Source organism: Corynebacterium sp. MSK044 (assembly GCF_030232825.1).
Lineage (GTDB): Bacteria > Actinomycetota > Actinomycetes > Mycobacteriales > Mycobacteriaceae > Corynebacterium.
Map to the genome: position 1 here is coordinate 40,143 of NZ_JASPJJ010000005.1, position 13,674 is coordinate 53,816.

Genomic DNA, 13,674 nt, shown 5'->3' on the forward strand with positions numbered 1-13,674 from the left:
CTGGCGTGTGCCTCGGCGTGGGGCGGTCAGCTTTAGCCGGTGGCTGGTTAGTGTCGATCTAGTAATTTTCGCCGTAAAGGAAAGGTCGTGGGCCCATGTCAGGCAGCCTCAGCCTGATCATTGTTCTCATTGTGGTTGTGTGGGCGATTGTTCTCGCCCCGATGGTCTTGGGGGATTCCAAGCCCATCCGCCGTAGTGGTGAGGGCTTTGATGAGACCCGTGTCCTGCATGAAGGTGGCACCGCCGCGCTGCAAACTCGTCGTCGTCCGCGCGTGACCGCCGCCGACATTCACCGCCATGACGAGGAAGATGACTACGAGGTTGTCGTCCCCGAAGAGGAAAGCACAGAAGCAGTGCTTATCGACGACTCCCCGGCCACCCCCGCCTGGAAGAAACTCTTCACCCGCTCCAACGTTGTCGATGCAGAAGAGGTCGCAGAAGAGATCCAGGCAGAAGAAGCTGAGCTCGAGGCAGAGGCTGAACTCGACGCGCAAGACACCGCGGAAGCTCTCCTTGATTCCGATGAAGAAGAATCCGCCGAGCTCGACGCCGAGTATGACTACGACGATTCCTACCTCGCCCCTGAGGACTTCGGCTACACCACCGTGGTGAACATCCCAGAAGCTGAGGATGTTTCTGAAGACACCAATGAAGAAACTGCAGAGGACACCGCAGAAGACACCACTGAAGACTCCGCCGAAGATTTGGTCGAAGACCTCGACGAGGCAACCCTTGCCCGCGCTAGCCGTGGGCGTGGTGGTTGGACTCCGGAGGCGGAGAAACGTGCCCGTGCGGAGCGCCTGCGCCGCCGTGAGCGGACCATGCTCGGCCTGGTCACCATCACTGGTGTTGCCTTCATCTACGCACTGATCAGCGGTGGTTGGGCATGGTTGGCTCCGCTCGCTGTCGGTGCCCTGCTGGTCTGGTACATGGCTGCCGTGCGCAGCTTGGTCAACCAGGAGCGTGCTCTGCGTGAGCGTCGTCTGCGCCAGCTGCGTCGTGCCCGCCTGGGCGTCGTGTCCTCGGATGAGGATGCACCGCTGCCCGCCCACATGCGTCGCCCCGGTGCTGTGATCGTGGAACTGGATGATGAGAGCGTGGACTTTGCCAACCTGCCGGAGTTCTCTGGCGATGACTTTGATGTCCACGGCCCCGATCGCGTCCGCGAGAGCGCTTAAGCCAGTAACATCACGGGGTATGACTCAAACCGATACGACCCCAAGCGTTGAGCCAACCGCGACCAACAACGACCCGGGCCCAACCGCCCTTCTGTGGAAGAAGTTCAGCGATACCCCCATCAAGCGGGGACTGTTTTCCGCTTTGTATATGGTGAAGGCCCCGTACTTTCGCACTGTCATGCCACGCGTGAAGGAAGCTGTTCCCGGCCGTTGCGTTGTGCGTCTGGGCAAGTGGTGGGGTGTGCAGAACCACATTGGCACCTTCCACGTCATTGCCGGTTTGAACGGCGCGGAAGCAGCCATGGGCCTGCTGTGTGAGGTCACCGTTCCGGACACGCACCGTTGGATCCCGCGTGGCATGCGTGCGGATTACCCGAAGAAGTCCACCGGCGGTCTGACCGTCACTGCAACCGCAGACTTCCCGGACTTTTCCACCATTACTCGTGAGACCGGCGGCCAGCTGGTCACCATCGACTGCCAGCTTGTTGACGATGCAGGGGTCGAACCCATCACCGCCGAAATCGACGTGTGGGTGACCGCTAAAAAGTAACTAAGAAGTAGCTGCTGGCACGATGCCGGTGCATTGCAACAACGCAAACACTGTCACTGGCCCCAGCATGGTGAAGCCCCGCTCCTTCAGTGCCGCCACCAACTGTTTGGTGTCCTCCACTGATCGGGGCATGGGATTAAAGGACCATAAAAATTCCGCCAGGTCTGTCCCTTCTTCCCGTAGCGTCAGCGCAGCACGGGCATTGGTGATCACGGCGTTGATTTTGCGGCGGTTGCGGATCACCGAGGCGTCGATAAGCAATGCTTCAACCTCCGCCTCACCCCACCCGGCGATGGTCTCGATGCTGTGGCTGAAAATTGCGCGACGCAGCGCTTCACGTTTGCGCAAAATCAAATCCCAGCTCAAACCCACGACGAAAGCTTCGAGGCCGAGGAGCTCAAACATCTCCTTTTCCGTCGTAATTGGGTTGCCCCATTCTGTATCGAAGTATTCCTGAACCAGTGGGGTGATCTGTCGGGTGAGGGACTGTTGTTTGGTGTCTTGTACGGTGTCTTGATCAAAGTAAGAAAGTGTCATACTTACTTAGACTGCTGTGGGGGCCCATTCGGTTCCACGTTGTAGGCTAGTTTTTATGAATACCCCCGCTGTGCGCGATGCTGCGCTGCTCATCGCACGTTTTGCCCTGGGTGTAATTTTCATTGCGCGGGGGTACCAACATTGGGTGGGCGACGGGATGACACGTACTGCGGAGAAATTCACGCAAGCGGGAGTGCCTCAACCGAAACTGGCGGCATACACTGCTGGATCCCTGGAACTCGTCGGTGGGGCACTGCTGATTATTGGGCTGCTCACCACCATCGTGGCCATGGTCTTGGCGTTGCTCGTGGCGGCTGGCGGGTACTTCGTGCACATGGACGCGGGGTTCTTCGCTGAGAAAGGTGGCGTGGAATACCCACTGGTGCTCGCGCTGCTCCTACTTCTCATCGTCGTGTTCGGGGCGGGCCGCGCGAGCTTGGACAAGGTGCTGATTGATGATTAGTCACGCAGAAGTACAAGCCGCGCTCTCAGCGCGTATCGACGGCGAAGACACCGGCCTAGACAACACCGTCATCGATGCACACCTGGACCATTGCCCTGAGTGTTCTTCCTTCTGGGAGCGCTCCTTGGCGTTGTCTCGTTCCCTGAGCTTCGTCGAAGCTGATGGGTCAATGGCGCCGCCGGAGGACCTCTCCGACGTGATCTATGCCGGAGTGGAAACAGAATTCCACAAATTGGCCTCGCGTCGCCTTCTGGGGTTGAGCATTGGCCGCGTGATTCTCGCTATCTTGGCCGTTTTGTACATCGTATGGGCGGGCCAACTCGTCGTTGGGTCTGGCGCAGCGGAAATAGATCCGGATGTGGCTAGCCTGCTCATCGGTGCAGCTGCCGTTCGCATTGGCATCGCGGCAGCACTCCTACTGGTGGCGTGGAAGCCCAATCAGATCCCGGGTGTTCTGCTCATCGTGGGAGCCATGTTTGGTTTCACTGTGGGCTTTGCAGTGTTGGATGCTGTTTCGGGCGCAGCTCCCGCACAGTGGTTGCATCTGGGCATGCTCTTGTTCACCTGCGCTGCCCTCGTGTTCATGTGGGTTGCGGATCGCGGGCCCTCCAACCCGTTACGCACGCTTAGTGCGCAGCCGCAGTAATTACTTCCAGCTATTTCCAACTATTTCCAGCTCGGCAGCCACATGATCTGCGAGTAGTAGCTGTCTGGGATGACAAAACCGTAGAGGATCGGGGAGAAGTACAGGAACATGCCCACGGCCACGGCGAGGTAACTCACTACTGCGAGTTGCCCCGACGTCATGGCGTAGCCGGCGAGCTTCCGTAACTGTGGCAGTGGCTTGCCACGTTGGGAGAGATTCCCCAGTGCCAGCGCGATGAGCACGATGGTGAAAGGCACCAGTGGAGCGGCGTAGAAGAAGTACATCTGACGGTCAAACGCAGCCAGCCACGGCAGGAAGCCGGCGGCGAAACCAATGAGGGGCAGGATGACGCGACGGTCACCGCGGGAGATCCACACCCAGATCGCCCACAACAGGATGGGTACGGTGAGCCACCAGATAGCCGGTGTGCCAAAGAGGTAGATCATCCGGCGACATTCCTGGCCGCCGGCGCACTCGATGCCGGTGGAGGAGTAATAAAGGATCGGTCGAGAGGCCACGAGCCAGGACCACGGCTTGGAATCCCACGGGTGGGAGTGGCCGCCGGAGCTGGTCAGTTCGGAGTGGAAGCGCAGGACCGAGAAGTGGTAGTAGAACCAGCCGGCGACCGGCTCCGGCAGTTGGGTGAGCCAGGACCAGTCGGAGCCTTCGATGGTGCCGTCCGAAAGCGAGTGCCTATATACGGAGGTCTCTGACGCGAACCATGCGCGCCAGGACCAGACATACAGCACAGCCGGGATGAGCACGATGGAGGCGAGTGCCGAAGGGACATCCCGCAGCAGCGTGCCCGCAACCGGCTTGGCCACCCCGTAGCGGTGGCGCAGCCACAGGTCGTAGAAAGAGGACAGCAAACCAAAGAACGCGATGTAGTACAGGCCGGACCACTTCACGGACAGCGCCAAGCCCAGCAGCACGCCCGTGGCAAAACGCCACCAGCGGAAGCCCAGGCGGGGGCCGAAGGGCCCAGATTCGGCAAGACGTCCGCTTACGTATGCGTCATGCAGACGCTGGTGGACTTGCCGCATGTCACCCGCCAGGGTCCACGCCGCCATGACGATAGGCAAGAGGATGAACACGTCGAGCATGCCGAAGCGGCCGATGACCAGCAAGACGCCGTCCACAAGCGCGAGGATGCCCGCGAACAAACCAACCAGCCAGGATTGTGACAGGCGACGGGCGAGCAACATGGTGAACACCACGACTGCCGCGCCGAAGAGTGCAGCGATAACTCGCCATCCCAGCGGGGTGTAGCCGAAAATTGCCTCACCGATAGCCGCCAACTGCTTGCCCAACGGCGGGTGCACAACCAAGCCGTAGCCAGGGTTGGATTCAATACCGCCCAGAACCGGGTTGAACCAGGATAGCTTGATGTCCCAGGCTTGTGGCGCGTAGTGCTTCTCGTCGAAGACAGGGGTGCCCTTGGAATCGGCCATGGTCAGGCCCACAAATCGTGTGAACAGCGCGATCACACCAATCACGACGGTGGTGATCGTGTCCCGCCGCGTCCACGGCACAGTGACGGGAGCGGTGGGCGCGGGGGTCTTCACAGCAGAACTCACGCTGGTGATCTTACTGTCCACCCTTAAGCTTGTTGCCATGGATGATTCGCTTGTTGCCACGGGCATTGTTGTGGCCGCCACTCCGCTGGGCAATATCCGTGATGCGTCACCGCGTCTCGTGGAGGCACTTGAGCGTGCCGACGTCATCGCTGCCGAGGACACGCGCCGGGCCCGCGCACTCGCCGCAGCGCTCGGTGCGGAGATTCGTGGCAAGGTCGTTTCCAATTTTGATCACAATGAGGAACAGCGAGCTCAGGAACTTATCCGCGTCGCCCGCTCCGGCCTTGTCCTGGTCATCTCCGACGCGGGCATGCCACTTGTATCTGACCCTGGTCACTCGATCGTGTCCGTCGCGCATGATGCGGGCGTTCGCGTGACGTGTTTGCCGGGTCCTTCTGCGGTGACAACTGCTCTGGCTCTGTCTGGCTTGGGGGTTGGACGCTTCATCTTCGATGGCTTTGCGCCCCGCAAATCCGGTGCTCGTACCACCTGGCTGGAATCCCTGAAAGGGGAGAAGCGCGCGATCTGCTTCTTTGAGTCCCCCCACCGCATTGGCGTGACCTTGGCGCACGCGGCTGAGGTGTTGGGCGCGGAACGCCGAGTAGCAGTGTGCCGTGAGTTAACCAAAACCTATGAAGAAGTGCGCCGTGGCAGCCTGGCTGAACTCGCGGAGTGGGCCGCCGATGGCCTGCGCGGGGAGATCACCGTTGTCATCGATGGCGCGGACTCCACCCCGGTTCCCGCCGATGAAGAAGACCTTGTAGAGGCAGTCCTAGTCAAGGTTGATTCCGGGATGCGATTGAAAGACGCTGTGAAGGAAGTGGCCAAATCAGCCGGAGTAAAGGTCGGCGACCTGTATGACGCTGCACTGGACAAGCGGGGGTAAACGTCAATCCCGAGGGCGTGGACGTAAGGTAGAACCATGCAAAAAAACGTTCTCGTCTGCGTGGCATGGCCGTACGCTAACGGCCCACGCCACATCGGTCACGTGGCCGGTTTCGGTGTCCCATCCGACGTCTTCGCCCGCTACCAGCGCATGGTGGGCAACAACGTGCTCATGGTCTCCGGCACCGACGAGCACGGCACCCCGCTGCTCGTCCAGGCGGACAAGGAGGGCGTGACCGTCAAGGAGCTGGCGGATCGTTATAACCGCCAGATCGTCGAGGACCTCGCTGGCTTGGGCCTGTCCTACGACCTATTCACCCGCACCACTACTCGTAACCACTACGCGGTGGTGCAGGAGCTGTTCAAGGGCCTGTACGCCAACGGCTACATGATCAAGGAGACCACCAAGGGTGCAATCTCCCCGTCCACCGGCCGCACCTTGCCGGATCGCTACATCGAGGGCACCTGTCCGCTGTGTGGTGCCACCGACGCCCGCGGCGACCAGTGCGATAACTGCGGTAACCAGCTTGACCCAGTGGACCTGATCAACCCGGTGTCCAAGATCAACGGCGAAACCCCCGAGTTTGTGGAGACCGAGCACTTCATGCTCGACCTTCCTGCGCTTCACGACGCGTTGAAGACCTGGCTCGAAGCCCGCGAAGACTGGCGCCCGAACGTACTCAAGTTCTCCCTCAATCTGTTGGAGGACATGCGCCCGCGTTCCATGACCCGCGATATTGACTGGGGCATTCCCGTCCCAGTTGAGGGCTGGGAGAATGACCCCGGCAAGAAACTCTACGTCTGGTTCGACGCCGTCATCGGCTACCTGTCTGCCTCCATCGAATGGGCAGCACGCAGCGGCAACCCGGATGCGTGGAAGGACTTCTGGCAGGATCCGGAGACCCCGGGCTTCTACTTCATGGGTAAGGACAACATCACCTTCCACTCCCAGATCTGGCCGGGTGAGCTGCTGGGCTACGCCGGACTGGGTTCCAAGGGCGGGGAAGAGCACAAGTACGGTCGCCTGAACTTGCCCACGGAGGTTGTTTCCTCCGAGTTCCTCACCATGTCCGGATCGAAGTTCTCCTCCTCCAAGGGCGTTGTCATTTACGTCAAGGATTTCCTGGCCGAGTTCGGCCCAGATCCACTGCGCTACTTCATCGCGGTCGCAGGCCCGGAGAACAACGACACGGACTTCACGTGGGATGAGTTCGTCCGCCGTATCAACAACGAGCTGGCGAACGGCTGGGGCAACCTGGTCAACCGCACCGTGTCCATGGCGCACAAGAACTTCGGTGAGGTCCCCGTTCCGGGCCCACTCACTGATGCTGATCGCGCCATTCTTGATTTGGCGGAGCGCACCTTCGCTGAGGCGGGCAAGGATCTCGAACTTGCCCACTTCAAGGCTGCCATCACCAAGATCATGCACGTCGTCGGCGAGGCGAATGCCTACATCGCTGACCAGGAGCCGTGGAAGCTGGCTAAGGATGACAGCCAGCGCGAGCGTCTTGCCACCGTGCTGTGGACTGCACTGCAGGTGGTCTCGGACTGCAACGCCATGCTCACCCCGTTCCTCCCGCACACCGCGCAGAAGGTCCATGAGACTCTGGGTCGTGACGGTATCTGGGCCGCCACCCCACGCGTGGAAGAGGTCACGGACGATGAGGATCTGGACCTCGTCGGTGTGGACCTTCCGGAGAAGGGGCAGAGCTACCCAGTGATCACCGGTGATTACACCACCCAGCAGGCAACCTGGGGCCGTGTCGATGTGGCGCCGGGCACCAAGCTCGAGAAGCCGCAGCCGCTCATCGCCAAGCTCGACCCAGAACTGGGCGAGACTGGTCCGGAGTGGGCACCAGTTCAGTAATCAGCCTCCGGTTCTTCCGGGAACGGTACGGGATGGAAAGGGAATTCCATCCCGTATTCGCGTTCAAGGGCCGATAGTGATTTGAGGCATTCTTCGTAGTCAAAGTTTTCCTCAAAAACATCGAGCACGCGGTGGCACTTGGCAAAGAACCGGGAGCGGGTGCGCTTGAGGCGTTCCACATCGTCGATGGTGTGTTTCCAGCGCGGTGTGGTTTCGGTGACTTGACTGTTGATGAAGCCGGTGGGGTTTTCTAGCGCGTAGGTGCCGTCGGAGAAGAGCCACACCACGTCGCCGGTTGTGGGGTCTACCAGGTAGAAGGCCCTGCGATCGGTTTTGACGTTGTGGTGTTTCTGGCACAGGCAGTACAGGTTGCTCGCCGTCGTTGTGCCGCCGAGGCCGTAGGCGATGCGGTGGTCGAGCTGGCATTCCCAAGCAGTGCGTTCGCAGCCAGGGTAGATGCAGGTGCCGTCACGGCCGCGGACGAAGGCTGCGATGTCAGCGGGTGGGACGTAGCCGGCGACGCTACGTGTGGCGGCGGCATCCATGTCCACAAGTTTTGGCCCAAAAGAATGAAACATCTCGGTTCCGGTGGCTGTGGTGAAACCGTGGCCGGGGATGAACACTGAGGCAGATTCATCGATGGTGCCGTCCGCGTTCTTGGGAGCGTAGCCGTAGACACGGGCAGTCGGGGCAGGGGATATCTTGCCGGTGAGGAGGAGCAACGTGGCCTCATCGTCAGTGATGCCAAGTTCTTTGGCGGTCGCACCTATGAAAGCCTTGACGGAGGCCGCCGTGGCATGATCCGCGATCATGGTCATGCCCGAGCAGCCGTGGTAGTAGCCATCGTGGAAGGTGACTTCGCATCCACCCGGCGACAGGGTGCGCCCTTGTTCGCGTTTCTCACGCTTCTTTTGGTCGAAGGCGACGGAGGAATCCATGTCACCGATGGCCTTGTTCAGGCGGGTGGTAATGGTGTTCGCGCCGGGTAGTGCCTGGTTCGGCTTCGTTGGGGTGAAAAGCGTGACTAGGAGGGCGTCCAGTACCGCGAAAACTTCGGGGTCAGGGGTATCGCCGAGCACACTGATGGCACGATCGATGGCCCTCAAACGGCGGAGGTCAAGGCGGTGTGTGGCCTCTTGGAGGGCGCGCAACATAGGGAGATCTTTGAGGCTGCGGTAGGCGTAGACGGCATTGCGGACCTCAGTGAGGGACAGGCCCGTGGCGGAACACATGCGGGCGAGTTCGGTGTCGTGGTCTTTGGAGCCTTCAAACTCATCGGTGGTGGCGTAGTGGTGGAACACCGCATGGATTGCTGCGCGCATGCCCATCCCGGCAACGGCATCGAGGTTGTCGGTGTTCTCTGTGGCAAAGAACGCTGCTGGCCCTGGCGAAGGTGGTGGCGGTTCTGGTGGGCGGTCAGTTAGTTGGGTCATGGTTCCCCCGGTGGATGTGTTGTGTGAATGTGTTTTAAGTTCGTACGAACATAGTTTCACATCACTGCGACACGCCACCGGGACTACTCGAACAAACTCGAAAAGATGTTCGAATCTAGTATCGTGCTAAAAGCTATTCACCCAAAAACTGCTCAATAAACGTAGTCAGCTTCCCGGTCTCCTCATCCTCAAAGCGGGTGTCCACAACAACGAGGGGTGCGGTGTACATCTCCCGGTCGGGGGAGGTGACAACGAGGTCGGTGCCGTAGGCGTCGATAAGCAATTGCCACTCGAAACCGTGCTCGCGAATGAATGCGTCGCCGAGCGCAGTGCCGTACATGCGTGCAACGTCGCCGCGAGAATAGCTGCGGCGTAGATCGGGGTCGAGGGAGAGGTAGTCGCTCAAAGTCTCTTCGAAGGAAGCGACGATGTCATTGATGGATCCGTTGATTCCGGCGACGGCGGCTTCAGCGAGGTCGCGATCGATTTGGGTGCGGGTTGCGGCATCGATGTCATGGAATGTCATGCGCCCGAGGATAGGCTGGAATTCATGTCGAAGAAGAAACCGCGCCCCGTCCCCGTCCCAGCCCAGCGAATTGCTGGGCTTATCGACGCGCACACGCACCTCGCCTCCGCCCGCGCCCGAACGAAGGACGAAGTGGATGCGATCGTCGCGCGCGCTGTGGACGCTGGAGTTGAGCGCATCTGCACTGTTGGTGACGGGCTCGACGAGGCGGAATTGGCACTGCAGGCTGCGCACTTCAATGACCGCGTCTTTGCGGCATGCGCGATCCACCCAACTCGTGCCGGTGAGCTGGGCGACGCTGCGCGCGAGCGGTTGACACAGATGGCAGCTGATGAGCGCTGCGTGGCTATCGGCGAGACCGGCATTGATACGTACTGGATTAAGCATGATCCGGACCGGACCGCGCCACTTGACGTGCAGGAAGAGGCGTTTCGCTGGCATATTCAGCTGGCTGTTGATTCCGGCAAGGCCCTCATGATTCACAACCGCGAGGGCGACGCGGAGATCATGCGGATTCTCGCGGATGCGCCGCAGCCAAGGCACGTTATGCTGCACTGTTTTTCTTCGCCTATCCGCGTCGCGCGTGAGGCGATCGACCGCGGCTACGTCCTGTCCTTTGCTGGGAATGTGACCTTCAAGCGGAATGATGAACTGCGTGAAGCGGCGGCGTTGGCTCCTGCGGGGCAGCTACTTATTGAAACGGATGCGCCGTACATGACCCCAGAGCCATTCCGTGGTGCGCGCAATGAGCCGGCATTGATTGGGCACACCGCACACGTCGTGGCGGAGGTACGCGGGATGGCCGTGGAGGACCTTGCTGCGGAGGTGGGGGAGACCTTCAATCACATTTTTGGCGTGTGAAATAGGTACGCCTGTGGGGGCTGGTAACGGGAGTGATTCCTGTGGCTGAGAGGAGCCTTAATTGTTTGAGACACGCTTCCGCGGTTTGAAAATGTGCTGGTCTTCGGCGTACCTTTATCGTATTGTTACATTAGGTTGCTTCCCCAAGCTAAACCCAAATCTTCCCCTGACCCCCTTAAGGACTGTTCTTTTTATGTCGCGTCATCGTCGCATCAATAAGACTTCAACCACTCGCGCTGTGATCACTTCCTCTGCTCTTGGCGCTCTTGCTTTCGGTGGTACTGCTACTGCTGTAGCAGCCCAGAAAAATGTCACCGTGGATGTCAACGGTGAAGCCGTGGAAGTGAGCACCTTCGCCGGGAAGGTTGACGGCGCTCTCAAGGCCGCCGATGTTGAGGTGGGCGACAAGGATCTGGTGTACCCGGCACTGTCTGAGTCGCTCGTGAGTGGTGACACCGTGACCGTGCGCACTGCCAAGCCAGTCGCAGTGTCCATCGATGGCGGTGAAGCGCAGGAGTTCACCACTACTGCTGCCACCGTGGATGATCTCCTCGGTGAGTTGCCGGGCATCGTCGGCGGTTCCAGCCACAGCTTCGGTGATGGCCAGGCCGTCACGGACAACATGACAATTGAGGTGACTTCCCCGAAGATCGTGGCCATCCGCGATGGTGAGAACGTCACGTACACCTCTGCTGCCGCCAAGACCGTGGGGGATCTGCTGGCAGCGCGCGGTGTCCTCGTGGACTCGAACGACCGCGTGAGCCCCGCACTGGACGCTCCGGTGACGGAAAACATGACGGTGGAGATTGACCGCGTTGATGTCACGGAGCGCACCGCTACCGAGGAGTTCGACGCTGAGCCGAAGTACGTGGATGATGAGTCCCTCGCGCCGGGTGAGGAGCAGGTCCGCGAAGAAGGCGAGAAGGGTGAGCGCAAGGTCACCCGTCGCGTGGTCACCGTGAACGGCGCTGTGGAGTCGGATGAGGAAGTTGGGCAGATAGAAACCCGTCCAGCACGCCAGGCAGTGATCGCACGCGGCGCAATCCCAGGCAACACCGGTGCAGCAGCCCCGGCCGTGGCCGGTGGCTCCGTATGGGATTCCATCGCGCAGTGTGAATCTGGCGGCAACTGGGCTATCAACACTGGCAACGGTTACTACGGTGGCCTCCAGTTCGCGGCATCCACCTGGTCTGCTTACGGCGGTGGCCAGTACGCCCCGACGGCGAACTTGGCTACCCGTGAACAGCAGATCGCTATTGCCCAAAAGGTTCAGGCCGCCCAGGGCTGGGGTGCATGGCCCGCCTGCACGGCGCGCCTGGGTCTCCGCTAGTCTCCGAGGGTATGACCGTCGAGGACTCTCACCTGCTGAACCCGCCAGACATTCGTGCGCTGGCGGAGGAACTGGGCGTTGCTCCAACCAAAAAATTGGGGCAAAACTTTGTTCATGACCCCAACACCGTGCGGCGTATTGTCGCCGCGGCGGAATTGGGGGATGCAGAGACTGTCCTTGAGGTGGGGCCGGGTCTGGGCTCCCTGACTCTGGGGCTACTGGACGTCGCAGAGCATGTCATCGCGGTGGAAATTGATCCGCGCTTGGCTGATCGCCTGGCGGTGACGGTGGGCGAGCATGCCCCGTCCCACGCCCACAAACTTGAAGTCGTCGGCGCAGATGCCATGAAGATCACGGCGGCGGACCTCAGCCGTGAACCCACTGCTTTGGTGGCTAACCTGCCGTACAACGTTGCGGTGCCCGTGCTGCTGCATTTGTTGGCGGAGTTCCCCTCGATCCGCACGGTGCTCGTGATGGTTCAGCTGGAAGTTGCACAAAGGCTCGCGGCTGATCCTGGATCGAAGATTTATGGCGTACCCAGCGTGAAGACTTCTTTTTATGGGGATGTGCGCACCGCGGGAACGATCGGCAAAAATGTGTTCTGGCCAGCGCCGAACATCGAATCAGGGCTCGTGCACATTGATGTGAAAGACAAGGGATGGTCCCGCTCGGCGCGTGAAAAGGTTTTCCCGCTTATCGACGCAGCCTTTGCACAACGCCGCAAAACCCTCCGCGCCTGCCTCGCCGGTGTGTACGGTTCGGCTGCTGCCGCTGAGGATGCACTGCGTGCAGCAGGTATTGATCCGCAGTTGCGTGGGGAGAAGCTGGCGGTAGAGGATTTTGTTCGCCTGGCTGAGGTGAGTGCGCCGTGAGACCTGTTACTGCGCGGGCGCATGGCAAGGTCAACCTGCATCTCGGGGTGGGGGAGGCACGTGCGGATGGGTACCACGAGCTCTCCACGGTATTCATGGCCGTTGATCGCCCGGAAACAGTGACGTTGATTCCGGAGCCGGGTGCGAAGGTTGCCTCCGGTGTGGTGACGAGTATGCGCACCACCTGCCACGTGTCGGTGCCGGATGAGGATCTGGATACACCAAAGAACCTGGCTTGGCGCGCAGTGAACGCAATCTGTGAGGGAGCCGATGTGCCGTCAGTCCGGATTGAGGTGGATAAAACCATCCCCGTTGCTGGCGGTATGGCCGGTGGTTCAGCCGATGCCGCGGCAGCGATCAAGGCCGCAATGGGCTACCTGGCGCAGAATGGCATCGAGGTGGTAGCCGAACAGGTGCAGGACATCGCTGCGGAACTCGGCGCGGACGTGCCGTTTGCCCTCATGGGCGGGATCGCTTTGGGCACGGATCGGGGTGACGCATTGGTGCCCATGATGGGGCGCGGTGAGTACTGGTTTGCCTTCTTGAACCCCAAAGTGGGTTTGTCCACCGGCCAGGTTTTTGAACACTTAGATGACATGCGCTTTAACAATGCTTCCCTCGTGCCCAAGATGGACACCACCTTGCTGTCCCGGGCGCTGCTATCCGGTGACCCTGTCCAAGTAGGTGCTGTTATGCACAATGACCTGGAAGTAGCGGCTCTGGATCTGCAGCCACGTTTGAGTGCGCTCATCCGCAATGCCGAAATGGCCGGAGCGATTCGCGCGATGGTCTCAGGCTCTGGCCCGACGGTGGCGGCACTATGCCCTGACCGCGAGGCAGCGCACATAGTTGTGGATGAACTCACGCGTAGCGGTGACGTGGAAGGTTTTGTTGCACATGGGTCGGCCAGCGGGGCCACGCTGTTGTAGCGTTGCCTAGACTGGTTGCA

14 protein-coding genes are annotated in these 13,674 nt (G+C 60.4%); 10 read left to right on the forward strand and 4 right to left on the reverse strand.

Features of this window, described 5'->3' with window-relative positions; translation table 11 throughout:
- Window positions 1-95: 95 nt before the first annotated feature.
- Window positions 96-1,178 carry a divisome protein SepX/GlpR gene (gene sepX, locus QP994_RS04600; RefSeq protein ID WP_284855338.1) on the forward strand — a complete coding sequence of 361 codons (1,083 nt, stop codon included), beginning with the start codon at window positions 96-98 and terminating at the stop codon, window positions 1,176-1,178.
- Window positions 1,179-1,197: 19 nt separating this feature from the next.
- A complete protein-coding gene (locus QP994_RS04605; RefSeq protein ID WP_284855339.1) occupies window positions 1,198-1,728 on the forward strand; it encodes a hotdog fold domain-containing protein in 531 nt (176 codons plus the stop codon).
- Here QP994_RS04605 and QP994_RS04610 read toward each other — a convergent pair whose 3' ends face one another.
- Window positions 1,729-2,265 (reverse strand): DNA-3-methyladenine glycosylase I, encoded by a 537-nt coding sequence (locus QP994_RS04610; protein WP_284865539.1) that lies wholly within the window; start codon window positions 2,263-2,265, stop codon window positions 1,729-1,731.
- Window positions 2,266-2,320: 55 nt separating this feature from the next.
- Here QP994_RS04610 and QP994_RS04615 point away from each other — a divergent pair, with 55 nt between their 5' ends.
- Together QP994_RS04615 and QP994_RS04620 are read left to right on the forward strand one after the other, a co-directional pair.
- Window positions 2,321-2,728 (forward strand): DoxX family protein, encoded by a 408-nt coding sequence (locus QP994_RS04615; RefSeq protein ID WP_284855341.1) that lies wholly within the window; start codon window positions 2,321-2,323, stop codon window positions 2,726-2,728.
- Entirely contained in the window at window positions 2,721-3,374 is a 654-nt protein-coding gene (locus tag QP994_RS04620; protein ID WP_284855342.1) for a zf-HC2 domain-containing protein, read from the forward strand. The genes QP994_RS04615 and QP994_RS04620 overlap by 8 nt, the downstream gene beginning before the upstream one ends.
- A 20-nt stretch (window positions 3,375-3,394) precedes the next feature.
- On the opposite strand, the gene pmt is transcribed toward QP994_RS04620, so the two are convergent.
- Window positions 3,395-5,098 (reverse strand): protein O-mannosyltransferase, encoded by a 1,704-nt coding sequence (pmt, locus tag QP994_RS04625; RefSeq protein WP_502870006.1) that lies wholly within the window; start codon window positions 5,096-5,098, stop codon window positions 3,395-3,397.
- Here pmt and rsmI point away from each other — a divergent pair.
- Together rsmI and metG are read left to right on the forward strand one after the other, a co-directional pair.
- The gene (rsmI, locus tag QP994_RS04630; protein WP_284865541.1) at window positions 4,989-5,837 is read left to right on the forward strand and encodes a 16S rRNA (cytidine(1402)-2'-O)-methyltransferase; all 849 of its coding nucleotides are present in this window, start codon (window positions 4,989-4,991) and stop codon (window positions 5,835-5,837) included. The genes pmt and rsmI overlap by 110 nt on opposite strands.
- Before the next feature lie 36 nt (window positions 5,838-5,873).
- Window positions 5,874-7,703 (forward strand): methionine--tRNA ligase, encoded by a 1,830-nt coding sequence (gene metG / locus QP994_RS04635; RefSeq protein ID WP_284865542.1) that lies wholly within the window; start codon window positions 5,874-5,876, stop codon window positions 7,701-7,703.
- Here metG and QP994_RS04640 read toward each other — a convergent pair.
- Together QP994_RS04640 and QP994_RS04645 are read right to left on the reverse strand one after the other, a co-directional pair.
- Window positions 7,697-9,136: an HNH endonuclease signature motif containing protein gene (locus tag QP994_RS04640; protein WP_284865543.1), complete on the reverse strand. Its 1,440-nt coding sequence runs from the start codon at window positions 9,134-9,136 to the stop codon at window positions 7,697-7,699. The two genes, metG and QP994_RS04640, sit on opposite strands and share 7 nt — an antisense overlap.
- Before the next feature lie 133 nt (window positions 9,137-9,269).
- Window positions 9,270-9,662: a DUF3806 domain-containing protein gene (locus QP994_RS04645; RefSeq protein ID WP_284855347.1), complete on the reverse strand. Its 393-nt coding sequence runs from the start codon at window positions 9,660-9,662 to the stop codon at window positions 9,270-9,272.
- Window positions 9,663-9,686: 24 nt separating this feature from the next.
- On the opposite strand from QP994_RS04645, the gene QP994_RS04650 reads away from it, so the two are divergent.
- From QP994_RS04650 to QP994_RS04665, 4 genes are all read left to right on the forward strand, one after another.
- Window positions 9,687-10,523: a TatD family hydrolase gene (locus QP994_RS04650; RefSeq protein WP_284865544.1), complete on the forward strand. Its 837-nt coding sequence runs from the start codon at window positions 9,687-9,689 to the stop codon at window positions 10,521-10,523.
- Window positions 10,524-10,716: 193 nt separating this feature from the next.
- Window positions 10,717-11,853, forward strand: a complete 1,137-nt coding sequence (locus QP994_RS04655) for a resuscitation-promoting factor (protein ID WP_284855349.1) — start codon at window positions 10,717-10,719, stop codon at window positions 11,851-11,853.
- An 11-nt stretch (window positions 11,854-11,864) separates the two neighbouring features.
- The gene (gene rsmA / locus QP994_RS04660) at window positions 11,865-12,725 is read left to right on the forward strand and encodes a 16S rRNA (adenine(1518)-N(6)/adenine(1519)-N(6))-dimethyltransferase RsmA (protein ID WP_284865545.1); all 861 of its coding nucleotides are present in this window, start codon (window positions 11,865-11,867) and stop codon (window positions 12,723-12,725) included.
- On the forward strand, window positions 12,722-13,654 hold the full coding sequence (locus tag QP994_RS04665; RefSeq protein ID WP_284865546.1) for a 4-(cytidine 5'-diphospho)-2-C-methyl-D-erythritol kinase: 933 nt from the start codon (window positions 12,722-12,724) through the stop codon (window positions 13,652-13,654). The genes rsmA and QP994_RS04665 overlap by 4 nt, the downstream gene beginning before the upstream one ends.
- Window positions 13,655-13,674: the final 20 nt, after the last annotated feature.

What these genes read in the sequence shown, in the direction of transcription:
- sepX (WP_284855338.1), top strand. Translation starts at nt 96, where the DNA reads ATGTCAGGCAGCCTCAGCCTGATCATTGTTCTCATTGTGGTTGTGTGG.
- QP994_RS04605 (WP_284855339.1), top strand. Translation starts at nt 1,198, where the DNA reads ATGACTCAAACCGATACGACCCCAAGCGTTGAGCCAACCGCGACCAAC.
- QP994_RS04610 (WP_284865539.1), bottom strand. Translation starts at nt 2,265, where the DNA reads ATGACACTTTCTTACTTTGATCAAGACACCGTACAAGACACCAAACAA.
- QP994_RS04615 (WP_284855341.1), top strand. Translation starts at nt 2,321, where the DNA reads ATGAATACCCCCGCTGTGCGCGATGCTGCGCTGCTCATCGCACGTTTT.
- QP994_RS04620 (WP_284855342.1), top strand. Translation starts at nt 2,721, where the DNA reads ATGATTAGTCACGCAGAAGTACAAGCCGCGCTCTCAGCGCGTATCGAC.
- rsmI (WP_284865541.1), top strand. Translation starts at nt 4,989, where the DNA reads ATGGATGATTCGCTTGTTGCCACGGGCATTGTTGTGGCCGCCACTCCG.
- pmt (WP_502870006.1), bottom strand. Translation starts at nt 5,098, where the DNA reads ATGACGTCGGCACGCTCAAGTGCCTCCACGAGACGCGGTGACGCATCA.
- metG (WP_284865542.1), top strand. Translation starts at nt 5,874, where the DNA reads ATGCAAAAAAACGTTCTCGTCTGCGTGGCATGGCCGTACGCTAACGGC.
- QP994_RS04640 (WP_284865543.1), bottom strand. Translation starts at nt 9,136, where the DNA reads ATGACCCAACTAACTGACCGCCCACCAGAACCGCCACCACCTTCGCCA.
- QP994_RS04645 (WP_284855347.1), bottom strand. Translation starts at nt 9,662, where the DNA reads ATGACATTCCATGACATCGATGCCGCAACCCGCACCCAAATCGATCGC.
- QP994_RS04650 (WP_284865544.1), top strand. Translation starts at nt 9,687, where the DNA reads ATGTCGAAGAAGAAACCGCGCCCCGTCCCCGTCCCAGCCCAGCGAATT.
- QP994_RS04655 (WP_284855349.1), top strand. Translation starts at nt 10,717, where the DNA reads ATGTCGCGTCATCGTCGCATCAATAAGACTTCAACCACTCGCGCTGTG.
- rsmA (WP_284865545.1), top strand. Translation starts at nt 11,865, where the DNA reads ATGACCGTCGAGGACTCTCACCTGCTGAACCCGCCAGACATTCGTGCG.